Here is a 14863-nt window from a genome sequence, read left to right as displayed (position 1 = left end):
GGCATCAGGCCAGCGCGGGCTTGCGCAATTCGCCGCGTAGCGAGTTCGGCCCGGCCTCTTCCAGCCTGACCTGCACCAGATCGCCGACCTGCGTGTCCTCGCGCTCGAAGAACACCGATTGCAGCCACGGCGACTTGCCGAGCCACTGGCCCGGCAGCTTGCCCTTTCGCTCGACCAGCACTTCGCAACTTTTGCCGACGCTGGCGGTGTTGAACGCGTGCTGGTCGCGGTTGAGGCGGTCCTGCAACCGGGCGAGGCGGTCCTTCATCACGTCCGGAGCAATCTGCCCGTCCATGCCCGCAGCGGGCGTGCCGGGGCGGGGCGAATATTTGAAGCTGAACGCCTGTGCGTAGCGGACTTCGTCCACCACCTTGAGCGTATCCTCGAACTCGGCCTCGGTCTCACCCGGAAAGCCGACGATGAAATCGCCGCTCAGCGCCAGATCGGGTCGCGCGGCGCGGAAGCGTTCGAGCAGCTGGAGGTAGCTTTCGACCGTGTGGCTGCGGTTCATCGCCTTGAGCACGCGGTTGTTGCCCGCCTGCACCGGCAGGTGGAGATAGGGCATCAGCTTGTCGAGCTCGCCATGCGCGGCGATGATCTCTTCATCCATATCCGCCGGGTGGCTGGTGGTGTAGCGGATGCGCGCGAGCCCGTCGATTTTCGCCAGCTCGCGGACCAGCCCGGCGAGGCCGGTGCGGTGGCCCTTCGCGTCCTCGCCGCTCCACGCGCTGACGTTCTGGCCCAGCAGCGTAATCTCGCGCGCGCCGCCTTCGACCAGCCGCTGCGCCTCGGTGACCAGTTCGGCAAAGGAACGGCTGATTTCCGCGCCGCGGGTATAGGGCACGACACAATAGGTGCAGAACTTGTCGCAGCCTTCCTGGATGGTGAGGAACGCCGCCGCAGGCGCGGTGCGGCGCTGGGGGAGGCCGGCGAACTTCGCCTCTGCGGCCAAGTCCATCTCGGTCGTGCGCTGGCCGGAGACCGCGCGCTGCAGCATCGCGGGCAGGTTCTGGTAGGCCTGCGGGCCGACCACCATCGAGACGGCGGGCGCGCGGGTCATGATCTCCCTGCCTTCTGCCTGCGCGACGCAGCCAGCGACCGCGATCAGCGGCGATGTGCCGTCTTCGCGCCGCAACCGACCGATGTCGGAGTAAACCTTCTCGGTCGCCTTCTCGCGGATATGGCAGGTGTTGAGCACCACCAGATCCGCCTCCTCGCCCTCGGGCGCGGGGGTAATGCCTTGCGCAGCGAGCAGCTCGCCCATCCGCTCGCCATCATAGACGTTCATCTGGCAGCCGAAGCTTTTGACCCGGTAGGTCTTGGGAGGATTGGTGGGTTTCATGGGAAGCGCCGCCTATAGCGAATGGAGCTGGCAGGCTCAACAAACATGCTGCTTGTAAATCCTCCGCGGGCAGGCATGATTGCGTGCGTGTCGAAGCATGCTTTCCCTGGCCTGGCCGCGCTCGCCCTGTCCGCCATATCCGCTGCATCCCCAGCCGGCGCAGGGGAAGCGTCCCCGACGCCTGCCCAGCAGCAGTTCGCGTGGATCGCGTCGCTGGAGGGCCAGTGGCAAGTGGCGGAGACAGACGCGTTGCGGATCGTCTTCGAGAAGACGGCGCGCGGCCATACGATGGTGGAACGCTGGGAAACCGCAACGGGCCTGCATTCGATGACGGTCTATCATCTGGACGGCGATCGGGTCATCGCGACACACTACTGTCCGCAGGGCAATCAGCCGCGTCTGGCGTCGCTGCCCGGGCAAGCGGATCGCATCGCGTTCCGTTTTCTCGACGTTACCGATTTCGACGAGGGCGAAAGCCACACCTTCACGATCGACTATGCTGCGCGCGCGGACGGATCGGTGGAACGGACCGAAGTGTATCGAGGGGCTGAGGGGCTCGAAGCGCCCAGCACCCTGACTCTGTCGCGCATCGCGGACGCGACGTCGGACGAGGCAAGCGGCGGTTAGTCGGGCCGCCCACCCCGGTAAACCTTAGCCCTCGATCCGGTAGTGGATCGGCTTGAAGCTGCCCCCGTTCGAGGCATAGGCCGAACATGCAGTCAGCCCGACCACTAGGTCCATATGCGCGCGGAAACGGACCGCCTCGCCCGGCTGGCTTGCGGGCGGATCGACCGAAAGCCTGCCCGATCCGCCGTCGACCGGCACGTTCATGAACACGTTGAACGCGGTCGGTATCGCATCACGCTCGATCCCGTAAGGCGCCAGCGCTTCGGCCAGGTTGCCCATGCACCCGCGATGGACCGGCTTGTCCGGGTAGAAATGGCGGAAGGTATCCTCGCTGCACGGGGTCAGCAGATAGTCGTGCTGGCCGAGGCTGTCCTCCTCGATCTCCAGCATCACGTTCGAGCGGTTGGACCACAGCCGGTTGCCCGTGGTGAGGTGGATCGTCTCTTCGTAGTCGAAGGTGCGACCGTTCGACATGACTTCGCGAACGTCGTCGCGCGAATAGGCGACCATGTCGGACACCTGCGTGCCCTGCGGGTCGATCACGGTGAAGGCTTGTCCAGCCTCCACCACGAAGGCGGTGCCGCTGCGCGGCGGTATCTCGATCGTCTCGCTCATGTCCGCCCCCGGAACGGGCAGGCCCAGTCCGCTTCGACCGCGCGCCCGCTATATTGTCGTGCCTCACTGCTCTCGCCGTGCCGGGCGAGCATCGGGTTGAGGTCGCCCGCAAGCGACACGTCCCGGTCGAGGATACGCTGCCGCATCTTCTCGTACACCCCGCTGTAGCGCAGCCATTCGAACTGCTTGTGCAGGTTGAACACCAGCGATGGCTTGGGGAAGCGGCGCGCGGGGCGCGAGGCGTTGGGGTGGAGGCCGACTACGAAGAACGCCTGCCCGCCGAAACTCAGCGAGAAATCGGGCTCGGCCGGATTGCTGCTGACCGTCGGATCGGGCTTTTGCGAGAGCCACACGTCCTTGTCCGAAAGCGATTGTATCCGCTCCCACATAGCATGCTCGAACTGCACCTCGTCCAGATCGAGCGGGCAATCGAAAATCACCACAAGGCTGCGTAACTGGTCGGGCGGCAGATCGCGCTTGGCCCAGTGCATCAGCGCCTCATGGATTTTGAGGTCGTTCCACGCGCTGGTGAGATCGCGCGCGAGCACGAACTCCATGTTCCCCGTCGCCAGCGCCGACTTGGCACCGACGCAGGGAAAGGAGCGATCCTTAATCACGTTTTCGAATTGTTCGACCCGCTGGTCGGTAATCGTATTGGCATCCATAGCGGCACAATGCTGCGCCCGTGGGCCGGGGTGCGAACTCAACTTTGGCTAATAAGCACAACGCGTTCTGACGCCGTACGGCTTAGTTTGTCGGGAGGTCGTCCGTTGAAGCGTGATCGGCGGGGGGCTCCACCGGCGGCAGCTTCGCCTTGCTGTAGCGGATCGGGGCGACGTCGTGGTCGAAGGGGCGCAATTCGTGGCCCATCGTTTCGCGCAGGCACTCCTCGATCCGTACCCGTGCTTCGGCGGCGATCGCCTTGCGCCCGCGATATTCGATCGGGCTGAAGGGTTCGAGGAAGAACAGCTTGACCGGGAAGGTGCCCTTGCGCGCCATCACGCGCTTGTAGTTGTTGAGGCCGCCTTCCTCGCCGATCCAGCCGATCCATTCGGCCATCGCACCGTAATCGAGCACCACCGGCTGCACCAGCACGCCCGGTGGCGGCGGCTCCAGCACGCTGAGCATTGAGGATTTGAAGGGCAGCAGCGAATGCCCATCCGTGGTTGTGCCTTCGGGGAAGACGGTGACCGACCAGTTGTCCATCAGCGCCTCGCGCAGCGCGTTGATCTGGTCGGCGACGCGCAGCCGGTCCTCGCGCTGGACGAACACGGTGCGGTTCAAGGAACACAGCCAGCCCACCAGCGGCGCCTTGGCCAGTTCCGCCTTGGCGACGAAGGCGGTGCCGCTCGCGCCCGCGAGCGCGAGGATGTCGACCCAGCTGACATGGTTGGCCACGAAGAACACGTCGCGGCGCAGCGGCGTGCCGTGGCGCTCGACCCGCGCACCGACGATCCACGCGGCAATCGCCAGATACCACTTGGGCCAGGGCGATCCGTAGGTGAAGATGCGGGTGACGTAGAGCGGCACCACAAACAGCATCATCAGCAACACAAGTGCGATGGTGCGGGTCCATAGCCGGACCCAGCCCATGAAGGAGATCGGCGTCTTCTCGCCCCGCGCGGCGGCCTGCCGGGTCTCCCAGTCGGACCGGGTATCAGTTGTCGCGTTCGAGGCGGACGCCATACAATTCCATCCGGTGATCGACGAGGCGATAGCCCAGCTTCTCGGCGATCTGCTTTTGCAGCGCCTCCAACTCGGGGTCGACGAATTCGACCACCTTGCCGCTTTCGACGTCGATCAGGTGATCGTGGTGCGATTCGGGCGCGGGTTCATAGCGGGAGCGGCCATCGCCGAAATCGTGCCGGTCGAGCACGCCGGCCTCTTCGAACAGGCGCACCGTGCGATAGACGGTCGCGATCGAAATGCCGGGGTCGATCTTGGACGCGCGCTCGTGCAGCTGCTCCACATCGGGGTGGTCTTCGCTGTCAGACAGCACGCGTGCGATGACCTTGCGCTGTTCGGTGATGCGCAGGCCCTTGTCGGCACACAATTGTTCGAGATCGATTTTGTGGGGCACTGGGGGTTCCTCGGGCTTTCACCGGAGGCATAGGCGGGGTGCGCGGCCCGCTCAAGCCCCGCTCAAGCCCCGCTCCAGCCCCGATTAGGCCCCGATCAGGCCTCGCCGGTCGACCTTTTCGCAAGATCGACCGGCGGGCGGATTGCCTTATTCGGCAGTTTTCTTGCGACGACCGCGCTTCTGGCCGGGCGTGCGGCCCAGGCCGATCTTTTTCGCCAGCTCGCGGCGCTTTTCGGCGTAGTTGGGGGCAACCATCGGATAGTCGCTCGGCAGGTTCCAGCGCTCGCGATATTCCTCGGGGCTCATGTCGTAGTTCGTGCGCAGGTAGCGCTTGAGCATCTTGAGCTTCTTGCCGTCTTCCAGGCACACGAGGTAATCGGGCTTGACCGAGGCGCGCACCGAAACTGCAGGTTCGGGCCGCTCTTCTTCCTGGGTAGCACCGCCGCCGAGGCTGCTGAGAGCCGAATAGACATTGTTGATCAGCACCGGCACTTCGTCGAGTTCAGCCGAATTGTTGCTGACGTAGGCTTCCACGATGTTGGACGTAAACGCGATAAGCGTTTGCGTCATTTCCATTTCTTGCTCGTCCATTAAATCCTCTAGGGTTTTCGTATGCGAGGTGGGAGGGGGAGGGGCCGCATACGCATTTCCCCTTGTGCGATTCACTTGCCAAATGCAATGCTCGCGACTGCTTTTTCTCAAGCGTCTGCAGATAGTATTAACTACTTGTCGGTGAGGTCCAACCCGAAGGTAATCGCGTCCATGCGCGCACCGTCACCCAGCCGATAGTAATTCTTGCGCCTGCCGATCGGTGCGAAGCCATTGCTTTCGTACAGCGAACGGGCCGGATTGTTCTCCCGCATTTCCAGAAACAGGCGTTCCGCGCCGCGCAGCCTTGCATTGGCGGCCAGCATTGCGATCAGCGCACGGCCCACGCCGCAGCGCCGCGCAGCGGGCTCGACCGCGATCAGCAGGATTTCCTCTTCGCCCGGTGCTGCGCGCACGATCGCGAACCCGACCGCTTCGTCCGGATCGGCGGGCACGGTGCCGTCGAGGCCGAGCAGGCTTGCGTGAGTATGCGAGAGGATCAGCGCGGAGGCGACCTGCGATCGGTTCCACGCCTCGCCCCACTGCGGGTCGAACGCGGCGTCCATAATCCGCATGATCGCGTCGATCGCGGCTTCGCTGACACCGTCCGCGCTCATGACGGCATCCGCGCATCGGGCGCGCGGCCATAGATCGGTGCGGTTTCCGGCGAGAGCGCGTGCTGGTCCAGTGCGGGAAAGGCGCGGGCATCGCTGTAGGTCTGGATCGCGGTCCCGGAACCCGCCAGTTCGGCGAAGCGGTCGGCCACGCTGCCTGCAACCAGCGACGCAGGGAAGCTGGCGACTGCATCTTCGGGCCGCATGGAGACGGGCTCTGCCTGTGGCGAGCCGTCTTCTGCAAAGCCCTGCACGAACCATTCTCCGTGCCCGCCTTCCATCGCGACGGTCAGCACCTGCGCGCCCGCCTGCTGCCGCGCCATCGCCGCGACCAGCGCCATCGTGGAATAGCCCTGCAGCGTCGCGCCCCACGCAAAGGCGAGGCTGCGCGCCACCGCGAGGCCGATCCGCACGCCGGTAAAACTGCCCGGACCGCGCGCGACCGCGATGCTGGATGCCCGCCCGCGTTCGGGCAGGTCGGCGATCATCGGCACCAGCCGTTCGGCGTGGCCCCGACCGAGCACCTCGAACGTGCCCGAGATCAGCTCTTCATCTTCAAACAGCGCAACCGAACACGCCGGGGTGGCGCAGTCGATCACCAGTGTACGCGCAACAGTAATCGTCTGCCCCCTGCAACGCGCGCGACCGTGTTCCGGCCCGCGCCATCCGACCCTGGGTCGAAGACCCTAGTCGATGCGGTTGAATTTTTCGAATTCGGGTCGCGGGCTGCGATCGAAAATCGAGTCCTTGTCGCCATAGCCGATCGAGCAGATCCAGTCCGCCCGGTATTGCGGCTGGTCGGCGAAGAAGTCTTCGGTCACCTTCTCGAGGTCGACCCCCGACATTGGCCCGCAATCGAGGCCCAGCGCGCGCGCCGCCAGCTTCAGATAGGCACCCTGCAGCGCGGAGTTGCGCTTGGCCTGTGTGATCCGCCCCTCGACATCGCCTTCGAACCAGCTCTTCGCGTCGGTATGCGGGAACAGCCACGGGAGTTCTTCGTGGAAATCGATGTCGTAGCCGATGATGACGCAGACGGGCGCGGTCCGGATCTTGTCCTTGTTCGCGTCCATCGCGTGGGCGGCGAGCTTTTCCTTCGCCTCGTCCGAACGGCACCATACGAAGCGAGCCGACTGCTGGTTGGCAGAAGTCGGGCCCATCTTCAGCAGGTCGTAGATGTGGCGGATCTGATCCTCGGACACCCTCTTGTCGAGCCAGCCATTATAGCTGCGCGCTTCGAGGAACAGCTGTTCGAGCGCTTCGTGCGACAATTCGTGGCCGTGGAACTGCTTGGTCATGGGATGTTCTTTTCTTTCCGGGTCCGGGGAGGGGGAGGGGCCGATCAGGCCGCCCGCACCTCAACGACTTCGGGCACGTAATGTTTCAGCAGGCCCTCGATCCCGTGCTTGAGCGTGGCGGTGGAGGAGGGGCAGCCGTCGCATGCGCCCTGCAGCTGGAGATGGACCACCCCGTCGCGGTAGCCGCGATAGGCGATGTCCCCGCCGTCGCCCGCGACCGCGGGGCGAATGCGCGTTTCCAGCAGTTCCTTGATCTGGTCGACGATGTCGGCATCGGCCGGGTCCTCTTCCACCGTCAGCGTATCCTCAGCCGGGACCGCGATGCCAGCCGCGCTGCCGCCGTGGAACAGCGGCGCTTCGGAGACGAAATGGTCGAGCAGCACGGCGACGATCTGCGGCTTCAATTCGGTCCACTGCGCGCCTTCGCCCTTGGTCACGGAGACGAAGTCGGAGCCGAAGAACACGCCGGTCACCTCGCCGGTGTCGAACAGCGCCTGCGCCAGCGGGCTTGCCTCGGCATCTTCCGGGTTGGCAAAGTCGCGCGTGCCCTGCGGCATGACCTGCCGCTGGGGCAGGAACTTGAGCGTGGCGGGATTGGGTGTGGTTTCGGTTTCAATATACATATCGCCCCCGATGTAGGGGCGTGGCGGGAACGCGACAAGCGATGGCGCGTCACGATCATTGGCCGATGGGCAATTTCTGTCGCGGTCCCGCCATTTTGTTCATTAGGCCTTCACGCCTTTCCTCCCTATAGGCACGTACATGCACTCCGTTTCCTCCGGTCTCAGCCGCCTCGCCCTGCTTCTTCCCCTTCTGGCGGCGGCATGCGCGAGCCCGGGAATGCAGGACGCGCCCGATATGGCGGCGGGCGCACCGCAGGCCGAACAGGCGCAGGCCTCCCCGCAGAAGAACGCCGGGCTGCGCGACACCGCGCATACGAACAAGCAAGCGCCCGGACAGGCCGCCGCCACGCTGACCCCGGCGGCCGACGTGCCGCAGGCGACCGCCGCCACGCTCGAGTCGCCCGACGAAACCCCGTGGCTGTACGAGGGTAGCAATGTCCCGGTCGATCGCCAGTGGCGCTTCGGCGTGCTCGACAATGGCCTGCGCTATGCCACCCGCAAGAACGGCGTGCCGCCCGATCAGGTCTCGATCCGCATCCGTATCGACGCGGGATCGCTCTACGAGACCGATCAGGAGCGCGGCTTTGCCCACCTGCTCGAACATCTGCTGTTCCGCCAGTCGCGCTACCTCGATGTGGGCGAGACGATCCCCACCTGGCAGCGGCTGGGCGCGACCTTCGGCAATGATACCAATGCGGTGACCAGCCCGACGCAGACGGTTTACCAGCTGGACCTGCCCGAAGCCTCTCCCGCCAAGCTGGACGAGGCGTTCCGCCTGCTCTCGGGCATGGTGCAGGCCCCGGTCATCAACGAGGTCAACGTGCGCACCGAAGTGCCGATCGTGCTCGCCGAAAAGCGCGAGCGTGGCGGTGGCGCGGGCGAACGCGTGGCAACCACCAGCCGCGAGACTTTCTTCAACGGCCAGCGCCTCGCCGACCGGACCCCAATCGGAACCGAGGAGACGCTGCTTGCCGCCAATGCCGATACGGTCGGGGCGTTCTACAAGCGCTGGTATCGCCCGCAGAAGACCGTGATCGCGGTCGCGGGCGATGCGGACCCGGTCGCGCTCGCCAGCCTGATCGAGAAGTATTTCGGCGACTGGAACGTCGATGGGAAGGACGCATCCGCGCCCGATTTCGGCGACCCGAAGGCTCCGGCGGGGGCAGATCCCGCCAATCCGGTGGGCGAGACGACCGTGATCGTCGAACCCGATCTGCCGCGTTCGCTCACCTATGGGGTGATGCGTCCATGGCGTCCGGTGCAGGATACGATTGCCTATAACGAGGGCATCCTGATGGATTCGCTCGCCCAGTCCCTGATCAACCGGCGGCTCGAAGCGCGTGCGCGCGGCGGCGGCGACTACCTCTACGCGCAGGTCCAGCAGGAAGACGTCAGCCGCAGCGCCGACGCAACCTTCGTCAGCTTCGCGCCCTTGACGCAGGACTGGCAGGCCGCGCTGGAAGACGTGCGCGCGGTGATCGCCGATGCGACCACCAATCCCCCGACCGAGGAAGAACTCGCCCGCGAGATTTCGGAATTCGAGGTCGCTTTCGTGGCCGGAGTGGAGGAAGCCGATGTCGAACCCGGCGCGCAGATTGCCGATACGCTGGTCAACGCGGTCGATATCCGCGAAACCGTCGCCTCGCCGCAGACGGTGCTTGATATTTTTCGCGGGATGCGTGAACGGGTGACCCCGCAGGCGATCCTCGAGCGCACGCGCAAGCTGTTCGATGGCGAGGTGATCCGCGGCACCTATGTGACCCCGCAGGAAGGCGAAGCCACTGCCGAGCAGTTGCGCAAGGCGCTGGCCGCGCCGGTCGCGGCGGATGGGTCCGCGCGCATCGCCGCCAGCACGGTCTCTTTCGACGATCTGCCCAAGATCGGCACGCCGGGTGCAGTCGTGGAAGAGGGCCCGCTCGGCGTGCTCGATATCGAGCGGGTTGAGCTGTCCAACGGCGTTACCGCGTTGCTGTGGCCCAACCAGGCAGAGCCGGGCCGGGTCGCGGTCAATGTCCACTGGGGCGCGGGTATCCGCGCGTTCGACAAGGATAGCGCAGCCTATATCCCGCTCGGCGAAACCGCGCTGATCAGTTCGGGCCTCGCCGGGCTCGACCAGGAAGATCTCGACCGGCTGGCGACGGGGCGCAAGTTCGGGTTCAACTTCACCGTCGATCTCGCCAACTTCACCTTCTCCGCCGATACCCGCGCGGCGGATCTGGCCGACCAGCTCTATCTGTTCGCGGCCAAGCTGGCGCAGCCCGAGTGGGACGCGCGGCCGGTGATCCGCGCCAAGGCGGCGGCGCGCATTTCCTACGATACCTATGCGACCAGCCCTGCCGGCCTGCTCAACCGCGATCTCGAAACGCTGATCCGCAACGGCGATCCGCGCTTCGCGACGCCGAGCCCGGAGATGGTCGAGGGCACCACGCCGGAAGGCTTCCGCAAGGTGTGGGAGCCGTTGCTGAAGAAGGGCCCGATCGAGGTCCTGATCTTCGGCGATTTCGAGCGTGAACAGGCGATCGAAGCGCTGAAGACCAGCTTCGGCGCACTGCCCCCGCGCGAGGCCATCGATCCTGCAACTCTTGCTGCAAATCCCGAGGTGCCGGAGGCTGGCGCGCGCAAGGTGTTGTACCATCGCGGCGATGCCAACCAGGCCGCTGCAGTGGTCGCCTGGCCGGCGGGCAGCGGCCTTGCGCAGGTGCGCGAGGGGCGGCAGCTCGAAATCCTCGGCCAGCTGATGATGAACCGGCTGTTCGACGAGATGCGCGAGCGTGCAGGTGCCAGCTACGCGCCGCAGGTGCGGGTGGACTGGCCCAACGACGATGTCGGCGGCGGCACGATCATCGCGCTCGCCCAGCTGCGCCCGGACGATATCCCCGCGTTCTACGCGGCGGCGGACGAGATCGCGCGCGATCTGGCGACCACCGGCCCGACCGCGGACGAGCTTGCCCGCGTGACCGAACCGCTGCGCCAGACAATTCTGCGTGCGACCACCGGCAACGGCTTCTGGATGTGGCAGCTGCGCGGCTCCACCCGCGATCCCTCGCGCATCGGGGTGATCCGCACGCTGCTCGACGATTACTCGATGACCACGCCGGATCGGATGAAGGCGCTCGCCGCGAAATATCTCGAAGCGCGCGAGCCGCTGGAGATCGCGATCATTCCGGAGGGCACCGATCTGCCCGAGTGAGGGTTTCGCAAAGGCAGATCGACAGCCGGCAAAGAACAATTAGGCTTGCGTGCGCGCAACGCAATTGCCAGTCGTTTTGCATACGCGAACCGATCGAACCAAAAAGAGCATAGTGCCATGGCTTCCCAATGGAGCCCCGATAGCTGGACGAATTTCGAGGCGAAGCACCTGCCCGCCTATGAAGATGCAGACGCGCTGGCGCGAGCCGAGAGCGAACTGGCCGCGTGCCCCTCGCTCGTCTTTGCAGGCGAATCCGATGCGCTGCGCGGCGAGCTGGCGCGGGTCGAGGCAGGGCAGGCGTTCCTGCTGCAAGGGGGCGATTGCGCGGAGAGCTTCGCCGAATTCGCGCCCGATACGATCCGCGATACCTTCCGTGTGATCCTGCAGATGGCGGTCGTGCTGACCTATGCCGGGTCGCTGCCGGTGGTGAAGGTCGGCCGGATGGCGGGCCAGTTCGCCAAGCCGCGCTCCAGCGATACAGAGACGCAGGGCGATGTCACCCTGCCGAGCTATTTCGGCGACAACGTCAACGGGATCGAGTTCACGCCCGAATCGCGGCGCAACGATCCGCAGCGCATGGTCCGCGCCTATTATCAGGCGTCCTCCACGCTCAACCTGCTGCGCGCCTACGCGGGCGGCGGCTATGCCAACCTGCGGCAGGTGCACGACTGGACGCTCGACTTCATGGGCCGTTCGCAATGGTCGGAGAAATTCTCCGCCATGGCTGACCGGATCACCGAAGCGCTCGACTTCATGGCCGCCTGCGGGATCGACCCGAGCGAGCTGCCGCAGTTGCAGGGCACCAATTTCTACACCAGCCACGAAGCGCTGCTGCTGCCTTACGAACAGGCGATGACGCGGCGCGATTCGAACAGCGGGCAGTGGTACGATTCCAGTGCGCACATGCTGTGGATCGGCGACCGCACGCGGTTCGAAGGCAGTGCGCATGTCGAATTCATGCGTGGCATCCGCAATCCGATCGGGGTGAAGTGCGGGCCGAGCCTCGATCCCGATGTGCTGCTGCGGCTGCTCGATACGCTCAACCCCAACCGCGAGAGCGGGCGGATGGTCCTGATCACCCGCTACGGCCACGACAAGGTCGAGGCGAACCTGCCCAAGCTGATCCGCGCAGTGCGCCGGGAAGGGCACCCGGTGGTGTGGTCGAGCGACCCGATGCACGGCAACGTGGTCAAATCGGAAAGCGGCTACAAGACGCGGCCCTTCGACCGGATCAAGGCCGAGCTGGCGGATGTCTTCGCGGTCCACCGGGCCGAAGGCAGCTATCCGGGTGGGGTCCATCTGGAGATGACCGGTCAGAACGTGACCGAATGTGTCGGCGGCGCAGTCGCGATCACCGACGACGAGCTGTCGAGCCGCTACCACACGCATTGCGACCCGCGCCTCAACGCGGCGCAGGCGCTGGAGCTGGCGTTCTCGATCGCCGAGATGCTCCAGCCGCAGGTCGATCGCGCGGCTGCGGCGGCGTAGGTTCAAGGTTCGCTGGCGCGACGGCCCAAGACAGACCTCTCGACTGCACAAAGGATAATTTCGGAAACCGGGTTTCCCCTGCTGCATTCCTTGCCCTAGGGTGGGACAGGATTGCTCGCCAAGTGGGAGAGAATCCGTGGCTTCAACCAGACTGCGAACATCGAGCGAGGAGAGCCCGCTCGAAGAACGCTTCCTTGCAACCCGCGCGCTGACCGAGGCGCTTGCCGCGCCGCTGAGCGAGAGCGACGCGACCATCCAGTCGATGGAAGACGCCTCGCCCGCCAAGTGGCATCTGGCGCATACGACGTGGTTCTGGGAAACCTTCCTGCTGCGCGACCACCTGCCGGATTACACCCTGCACGACGAACGCTGGCCGTTCCTGTTCAATTCCTATTACGAAGCCGAAGGCGCGCGGATCGGGCGGTTTTCGCGCGGCATGCTGTCGCGCCCGAGTGTAGACGAAGTGCTCGACTGGCGGGCCGCCGTCACGCAGGCGATGGGCGAGCTGCTGGGCGATCCCGACCTCGCGCCGCTGATCGAGCTGGGCGTCGCGCACGAACAGCAGCACCAGGAATTGCTGCTGACCGACATCAAGCACGCGCTGTTCGAGAACCCGCTGGGCCCCGCGATGTTCGACGCGCAGCTGCCCGCGGCCGAGGCGCGCGAGCGCGGCTGGACCGGGCATCCCGGCGGGATCGGCGCGGTCGGCCACAAGGGTGAGGGCTTCTCCTTCGATTGCGAAGGGCCGCGTCACCGTGTGCTGCTGGAGCCTTTCGCGCTGGCCGACACGCTCGTCACCAATGCCGAATGGGATGCCTTCATCGCCGATGGCGGGTATGAAAACGCCGCGCTGTGGCTTAGCGACGGGTGGGCCTGGGTGCAGGAGAACCGCATCGCAGCACCGCTCTATTGGCGCGATGGCGATAGAGGGGCGGAGCACTTCACGCTCGCCGGGTGGCAGCCGCGCGACCCGCATGCACCGGTCACGCACATCTCCTATTACGAGGCCGATGCCTTCGCTTCGTGGGCGGGATACCGCCTGCCGACCGAGTTCGAATGGGAAGCGGTCGCGCGCGGACAGCATGCCGAGGAAGCGCCCGCGCACGAGCCGGGCGAAGGCAACCAGCTCGACGCTGCAGGCCCGGTCCATCCGGTCGGCTCGGCCGGACTGTTCGGCGATTGCTGGCAGTTCACCCGCAGCGCCTATCTGCCCTATCCGCGCTTCCAGCCGGCAGAAGGCGCGGTGGGCGAATATAACGGCAAGTTCATGAGCGGGCAGTTCGTCCTCAAAGGGGCGAGCTGCGCGACCGCGCGCGGCCATTCGCGCGCCTCCTATCGCAACTTCTTCTACCCGCACCAGCGCTGGCAGTTCACCGGCCTCAGGCTCGCGAAGGACATCTGATGACCGATCAAACCGGGCTCAAGCTCGTCGACCTCGACGAGTCTGGCGTCGACCGTGCGTTTCGCTCCGACGTGTTGTCGGGCCTGCGCGAGGGGCAAAAGGCGATCCCCGCACGCTGGCTCTACGACGATGCCGGATCTCAGCTTTACGAAGACATCACCCAAGTGCCGGAATATTACCCCGCACGCGCCGAGACGCAGGTTCTGCAGGAGCGCGGGGCGGACTTCGCCGAGGCGATCGGGCCGGGGCGCGCCGTGGTCGAGTTCGGCAGCGGATCGTCGGTGAAGACGCCCGCTCTGCTCAGCGCAATCGACCCTGCGGCCTATGTGCCGCTGGATATTGCAGGCGATTTCCTGCGCGCCGCCGCCGCCGATCTGTCGACCAAGTTCCCCGGCCTGCCGGTCTTCCCGGTGGAGGCCGATTTCATGCGCCGCGTCGAACTGCCCGAGGAAGTGGCCGAGATGCCCAAGCTCGGCTTCTTCCCCGGCGGCACCATCGGCAACATGGTTGCGCGCACCGCGACCGATCTGCTGCGCACCATGCGCGAGACGCTTGGCGAAGGTTCCATGCTGCTGGTCGGGATGGATTTGATCAAGGACACCCGCGTGCTCGAAGCCGCATACGACGATGCGGGGCGGGTGACGGCCGAGTTCAATCTCAACCTCGCGCGGCGGATCAACCGTGAGCTGGGCGGGACAATTCCGGTCGACAAGCTGGAACATGCCGCACGCTGGAACGACCAGTTCGCGCGGATCGAGATGCATCTTGTCGCGCAGGAGGACATCGCCTTCGAAATCGCAGGCGAGGAGTTCGCGATGAAGGCGGGCGAGACGATCCACACGGAAAACAGCCACAAGTTCGACCGGCGCAGCGCGGACAAGCAGCTGCTGGCGGGCGAGTGGACACCGGTGGGCCGCTGGCTCGACCGGGAGGAGCGCTTCAGCGTGGTCCTCGCCGAAGCCAGCATCCCGCGCAGCGCGCCCTGAGCGTTCGTCCTCG

The 14863-nt window shown here is 65.6% G+C and carries 15 protein-coding genes; 5 read left to right on the top strand and 10 right to left on the bottom strand.

The genetic code is table 11. From position 1 onward, the window contains the following. Nucleotides 1-4: 4 nt before the first annotated feature. Nucleotides 5-1342, bottom strand: coding sequence for a tRNA (N6-isopentenyl adenosine(37)-C2)-methylthiotransferase MiaB (gene miaB, locus K7H93_RS03705; protein ID WP_230782540.1), 1338 nt, complete (start codon nucleotides 1340-1342; stop codon nucleotides 5-7). Between the two features lie 87 nt (nucleotides 1343-1429). Here miaB and K7H93_RS03700 point away from each other — a divergent pair, with 87 nt between their 5' ends. After that, entirely contained in the window at nucleotides 1430-1969 is a 540-nt protein-coding gene (locus K7H93_RS03700; protein WP_230782538.1) for a hypothetical protein, read from the top strand. Between the two features lie 24 nt (nucleotides 1970-1993). Here K7H93_RS03700 and K7H93_RS03695 read toward each other — a convergent pair whose 3' ends face one another. The 9 genes from K7H93_RS03695 to K7H93_RS03655 all read right to left on the bottom strand — a co-directional run bounded on the left by K7H93_RS03695 (nucleotide 1994) and on the right by K7H93_RS03655 (nucleotide 7784). Continuing rightward, a complete protein-coding gene (locus tag K7H93_RS03695) occupies nucleotides 1994-2584 on the bottom strand; it encodes a DUF1989 domain-containing protein (RefSeq protein WP_230782537.1) in 591 nt (196 codons plus the stop codon). Then, nucleotides 2581-3291 carry a guanitoxin biosynthesis heme-dependent pre-guanitoxin N-hydroxylase GntA gene (gntA, locus tag K7H93_RS03690; RefSeq protein WP_276530709.1) on the bottom strand — a complete coding sequence of 237 codons (711 nt, stop codon included), beginning with the start codon at nucleotides 3289-3291 and terminating at the stop codon, nucleotides 2581-2583. The genes K7H93_RS03695 and gntA overlap by 4 nt, the downstream gene beginning before the upstream one ends. Nucleotides 3292-3331: 40 nt before the next feature. Further along, nucleotides 3332-4270, bottom strand: a complete 939-nt coding sequence (locus tag K7H93_RS03685) for a lysophospholipid acyltransferase family protein (RefSeq protein WP_230782534.1) — start codon at nucleotides 4268-4270, stop codon at nucleotides 3332-3334. Continuing rightward, a complete protein-coding gene (locus K7H93_RS03680; RefSeq protein ID WP_010234482.1) occupies nucleotides 4242-4664 on the bottom strand; it encodes a Fur family transcriptional regulator in 423 nt (140 codons plus the stop codon). Before K7H93_RS03680 ends, K7H93_RS03685 begins: the two co-directional genes overlap by 29 nt. A gap of 147 nt (nucleotides 4665-4811) precedes the next feature. Next, nucleotides 4812-5255: a Ros/MucR family transcriptional regulator gene (locus K7H93_RS03675; protein WP_029140253.1), complete on the bottom strand. Its 444-nt coding sequence runs from the start codon at nucleotides 5253-5255 to the stop codon at nucleotides 4812-4814. Between the two features lie 131 nt (nucleotides 5256-5386). Next, nucleotides 5387-5869, bottom strand: a complete 483-nt coding sequence (locus tag K7H93_RS03670) for a GNAT family N-acetyltransferase (protein ID WP_010234485.1) — start codon at nucleotides 5867-5869, stop codon at nucleotides 5387-5389. Further along, entirely contained in the window at nucleotides 5866-6465 is a 600-nt protein-coding gene (tsaB, locus tag K7H93_RS03665; protein ID WP_230782532.1) for a tRNA (adenosine(37)-N6)-threonylcarbamoyltransferase complex dimerization subunit type 1 TsaB, read from the bottom strand. Before tsaB ends, K7H93_RS03670 begins: the two co-directional genes overlap by 4 nt. An 87-nt stretch (nucleotides 6466-6552) precedes the next feature. Then, complete coding sequence (locus K7H93_RS03660) at nucleotides 6553-7161, bottom strand: malonic semialdehyde reductase (protein WP_230782531.1); 609 nt, start codon at nucleotides 7159-7161, stop codon at nucleotides 6553-6555. A gap of 44 nt (nucleotides 7162-7205) precedes the next feature. Beyond that, complete coding sequence (locus K7H93_RS03655; RefSeq protein ID WP_054526146.1) at nucleotides 7206-7784, bottom strand: NifU family protein; 579 nt, start codon at nucleotides 7782-7784, stop codon at nucleotides 7206-7208. 139 nt (nucleotides 7785-7923) lie between these two features. Here K7H93_RS03655 and K7H93_RS03650 point away from each other — a divergent pair, with 139 nt between their 5' ends. The 4 genes from K7H93_RS03650 (at nucleotide 7924) to egtD (ending at nucleotide 14850) form a co-directional block, all read left to right on the top strand. Next, entirely contained in the window at nucleotides 7924-10974 is a 3051-nt protein-coding gene (locus tag K7H93_RS03650; protein ID WP_230782529.1) for a M16 family metallopeptidase, read from the top strand. A 117-nt stretch (nucleotides 10975-11091) separates the two neighbouring features. Next, nucleotides 11092-12462 carry a class II 3-deoxy-7-phosphoheptulonate synthase gene (locus K7H93_RS03645; RefSeq protein ID WP_054523712.1) on the top strand — a complete coding sequence of 457 codons (1371 nt, stop codon included), beginning with the start codon at nucleotides 11092-11094 and terminating at the stop codon, nucleotides 12460-12462. 136 nt (nucleotides 12463-12598) lie between these two features. Continuing rightward, on the top strand, nucleotides 12599-13864 hold the full coding sequence (gene egtB, locus K7H93_RS03640; RefSeq protein WP_230782527.1) for an ergothioneine biosynthesis protein EgtB: 1266 nt from the start codon (nucleotides 12599-12601) through the stop codon (nucleotides 13862-13864). Then, nucleotides 13864-14850, top strand: coding sequence for an L-histidine N(alpha)-methyltransferase (egtD, locus tag K7H93_RS03635; RefSeq protein WP_230782525.1), 987 nt, complete (start codon nucleotides 13864-13866; stop codon nucleotides 14848-14850). Before egtB ends, egtD begins: the two co-directional genes overlap by 1 nt. Nucleotides 14851-14863: the final 13 nt, after the last annotated feature.

The sequence above is a fragment of the Citromicrobium bathyomarinum genome (assembly GCF_021021475.1).
GTDB classification, from domain to species: domain Bacteria; phylum Pseudomonadota; class Alphaproteobacteria; order Sphingomonadales; family Sphingomonadaceae; genus Alteriqipengyuania; species Alteriqipengyuania bathyomarina.
This window is presented reverse-complemented; position numbering and strand designations above follow the sequence as displayed.

Excerpts from the sequence above, each read along its gene's own strand:
- K7H93_RS03685 (WP_230782534.1), bottom strand. The coding sequence starts at position 4,270 with ATGGCGTCCGCCTCGAACGCGACAACTGATACCCGGTCCGACTGGGAG.
- K7H93_RS03650 (WP_230782529.1), top strand. The coding sequence starts at position 7,924 with ATGCACTCCGTTTCCTCCGGTCTCAGCCGCCTCGCCCTGCTTCTTCCC.
- miaB (WP_230782540.1), bottom strand. The coding sequence starts at position 1,342 with ATGAAACCCACCAATCCTCCCAAGACCTACCGGGTCAAAAGCTTCGGC.
- K7H93_RS03675 (WP_029140253.1), bottom strand. The coding sequence starts at position 5,255 with ATGGACGAGCAAGAAATGGAAATGACGCAAACGCTTATCGCGTTTACG.
- K7H93_RS03645 (WP_054523712.1), top strand. The coding sequence starts at position 11,092 with ATGGCTTCCCAATGGAGCCCCGATAGCTGGACGAATTTCGAGGCGAAG.
- K7H93_RS03655 (WP_054526146.1), bottom strand. The coding sequence starts at position 7,784 with ATGTATATTGAAACCGAAACCACACCCAATCCCGCCACGCTCAAGTTC.
- K7H93_RS03670 (WP_010234485.1), bottom strand. The coding sequence starts at position 5,869 with ATGAGCGCGGACGGTGTCAGCGAAGCCGCGATCGACGCGATCATGCGG.
- K7H93_RS03660 (WP_230782531.1), bottom strand. The coding sequence starts at position 7,161 with ATGACCAAGCAGTTCCACGGCCACGAATTGTCGCACGAAGCGCTCGAA.
- egtD (WP_230782525.1), top strand. The coding sequence starts at position 13,864 with ATGACCGATCAAACCGGGCTCAAGCTCGTCGACCTCGACGAGTCTGGC.
- K7H93_RS03695 (WP_230782537.1), bottom strand. The coding sequence starts at position 2,584 with ATGAGCGAGACGATCGAGATACCGCCGCGCAGCGGCACCGCCTTCGTG.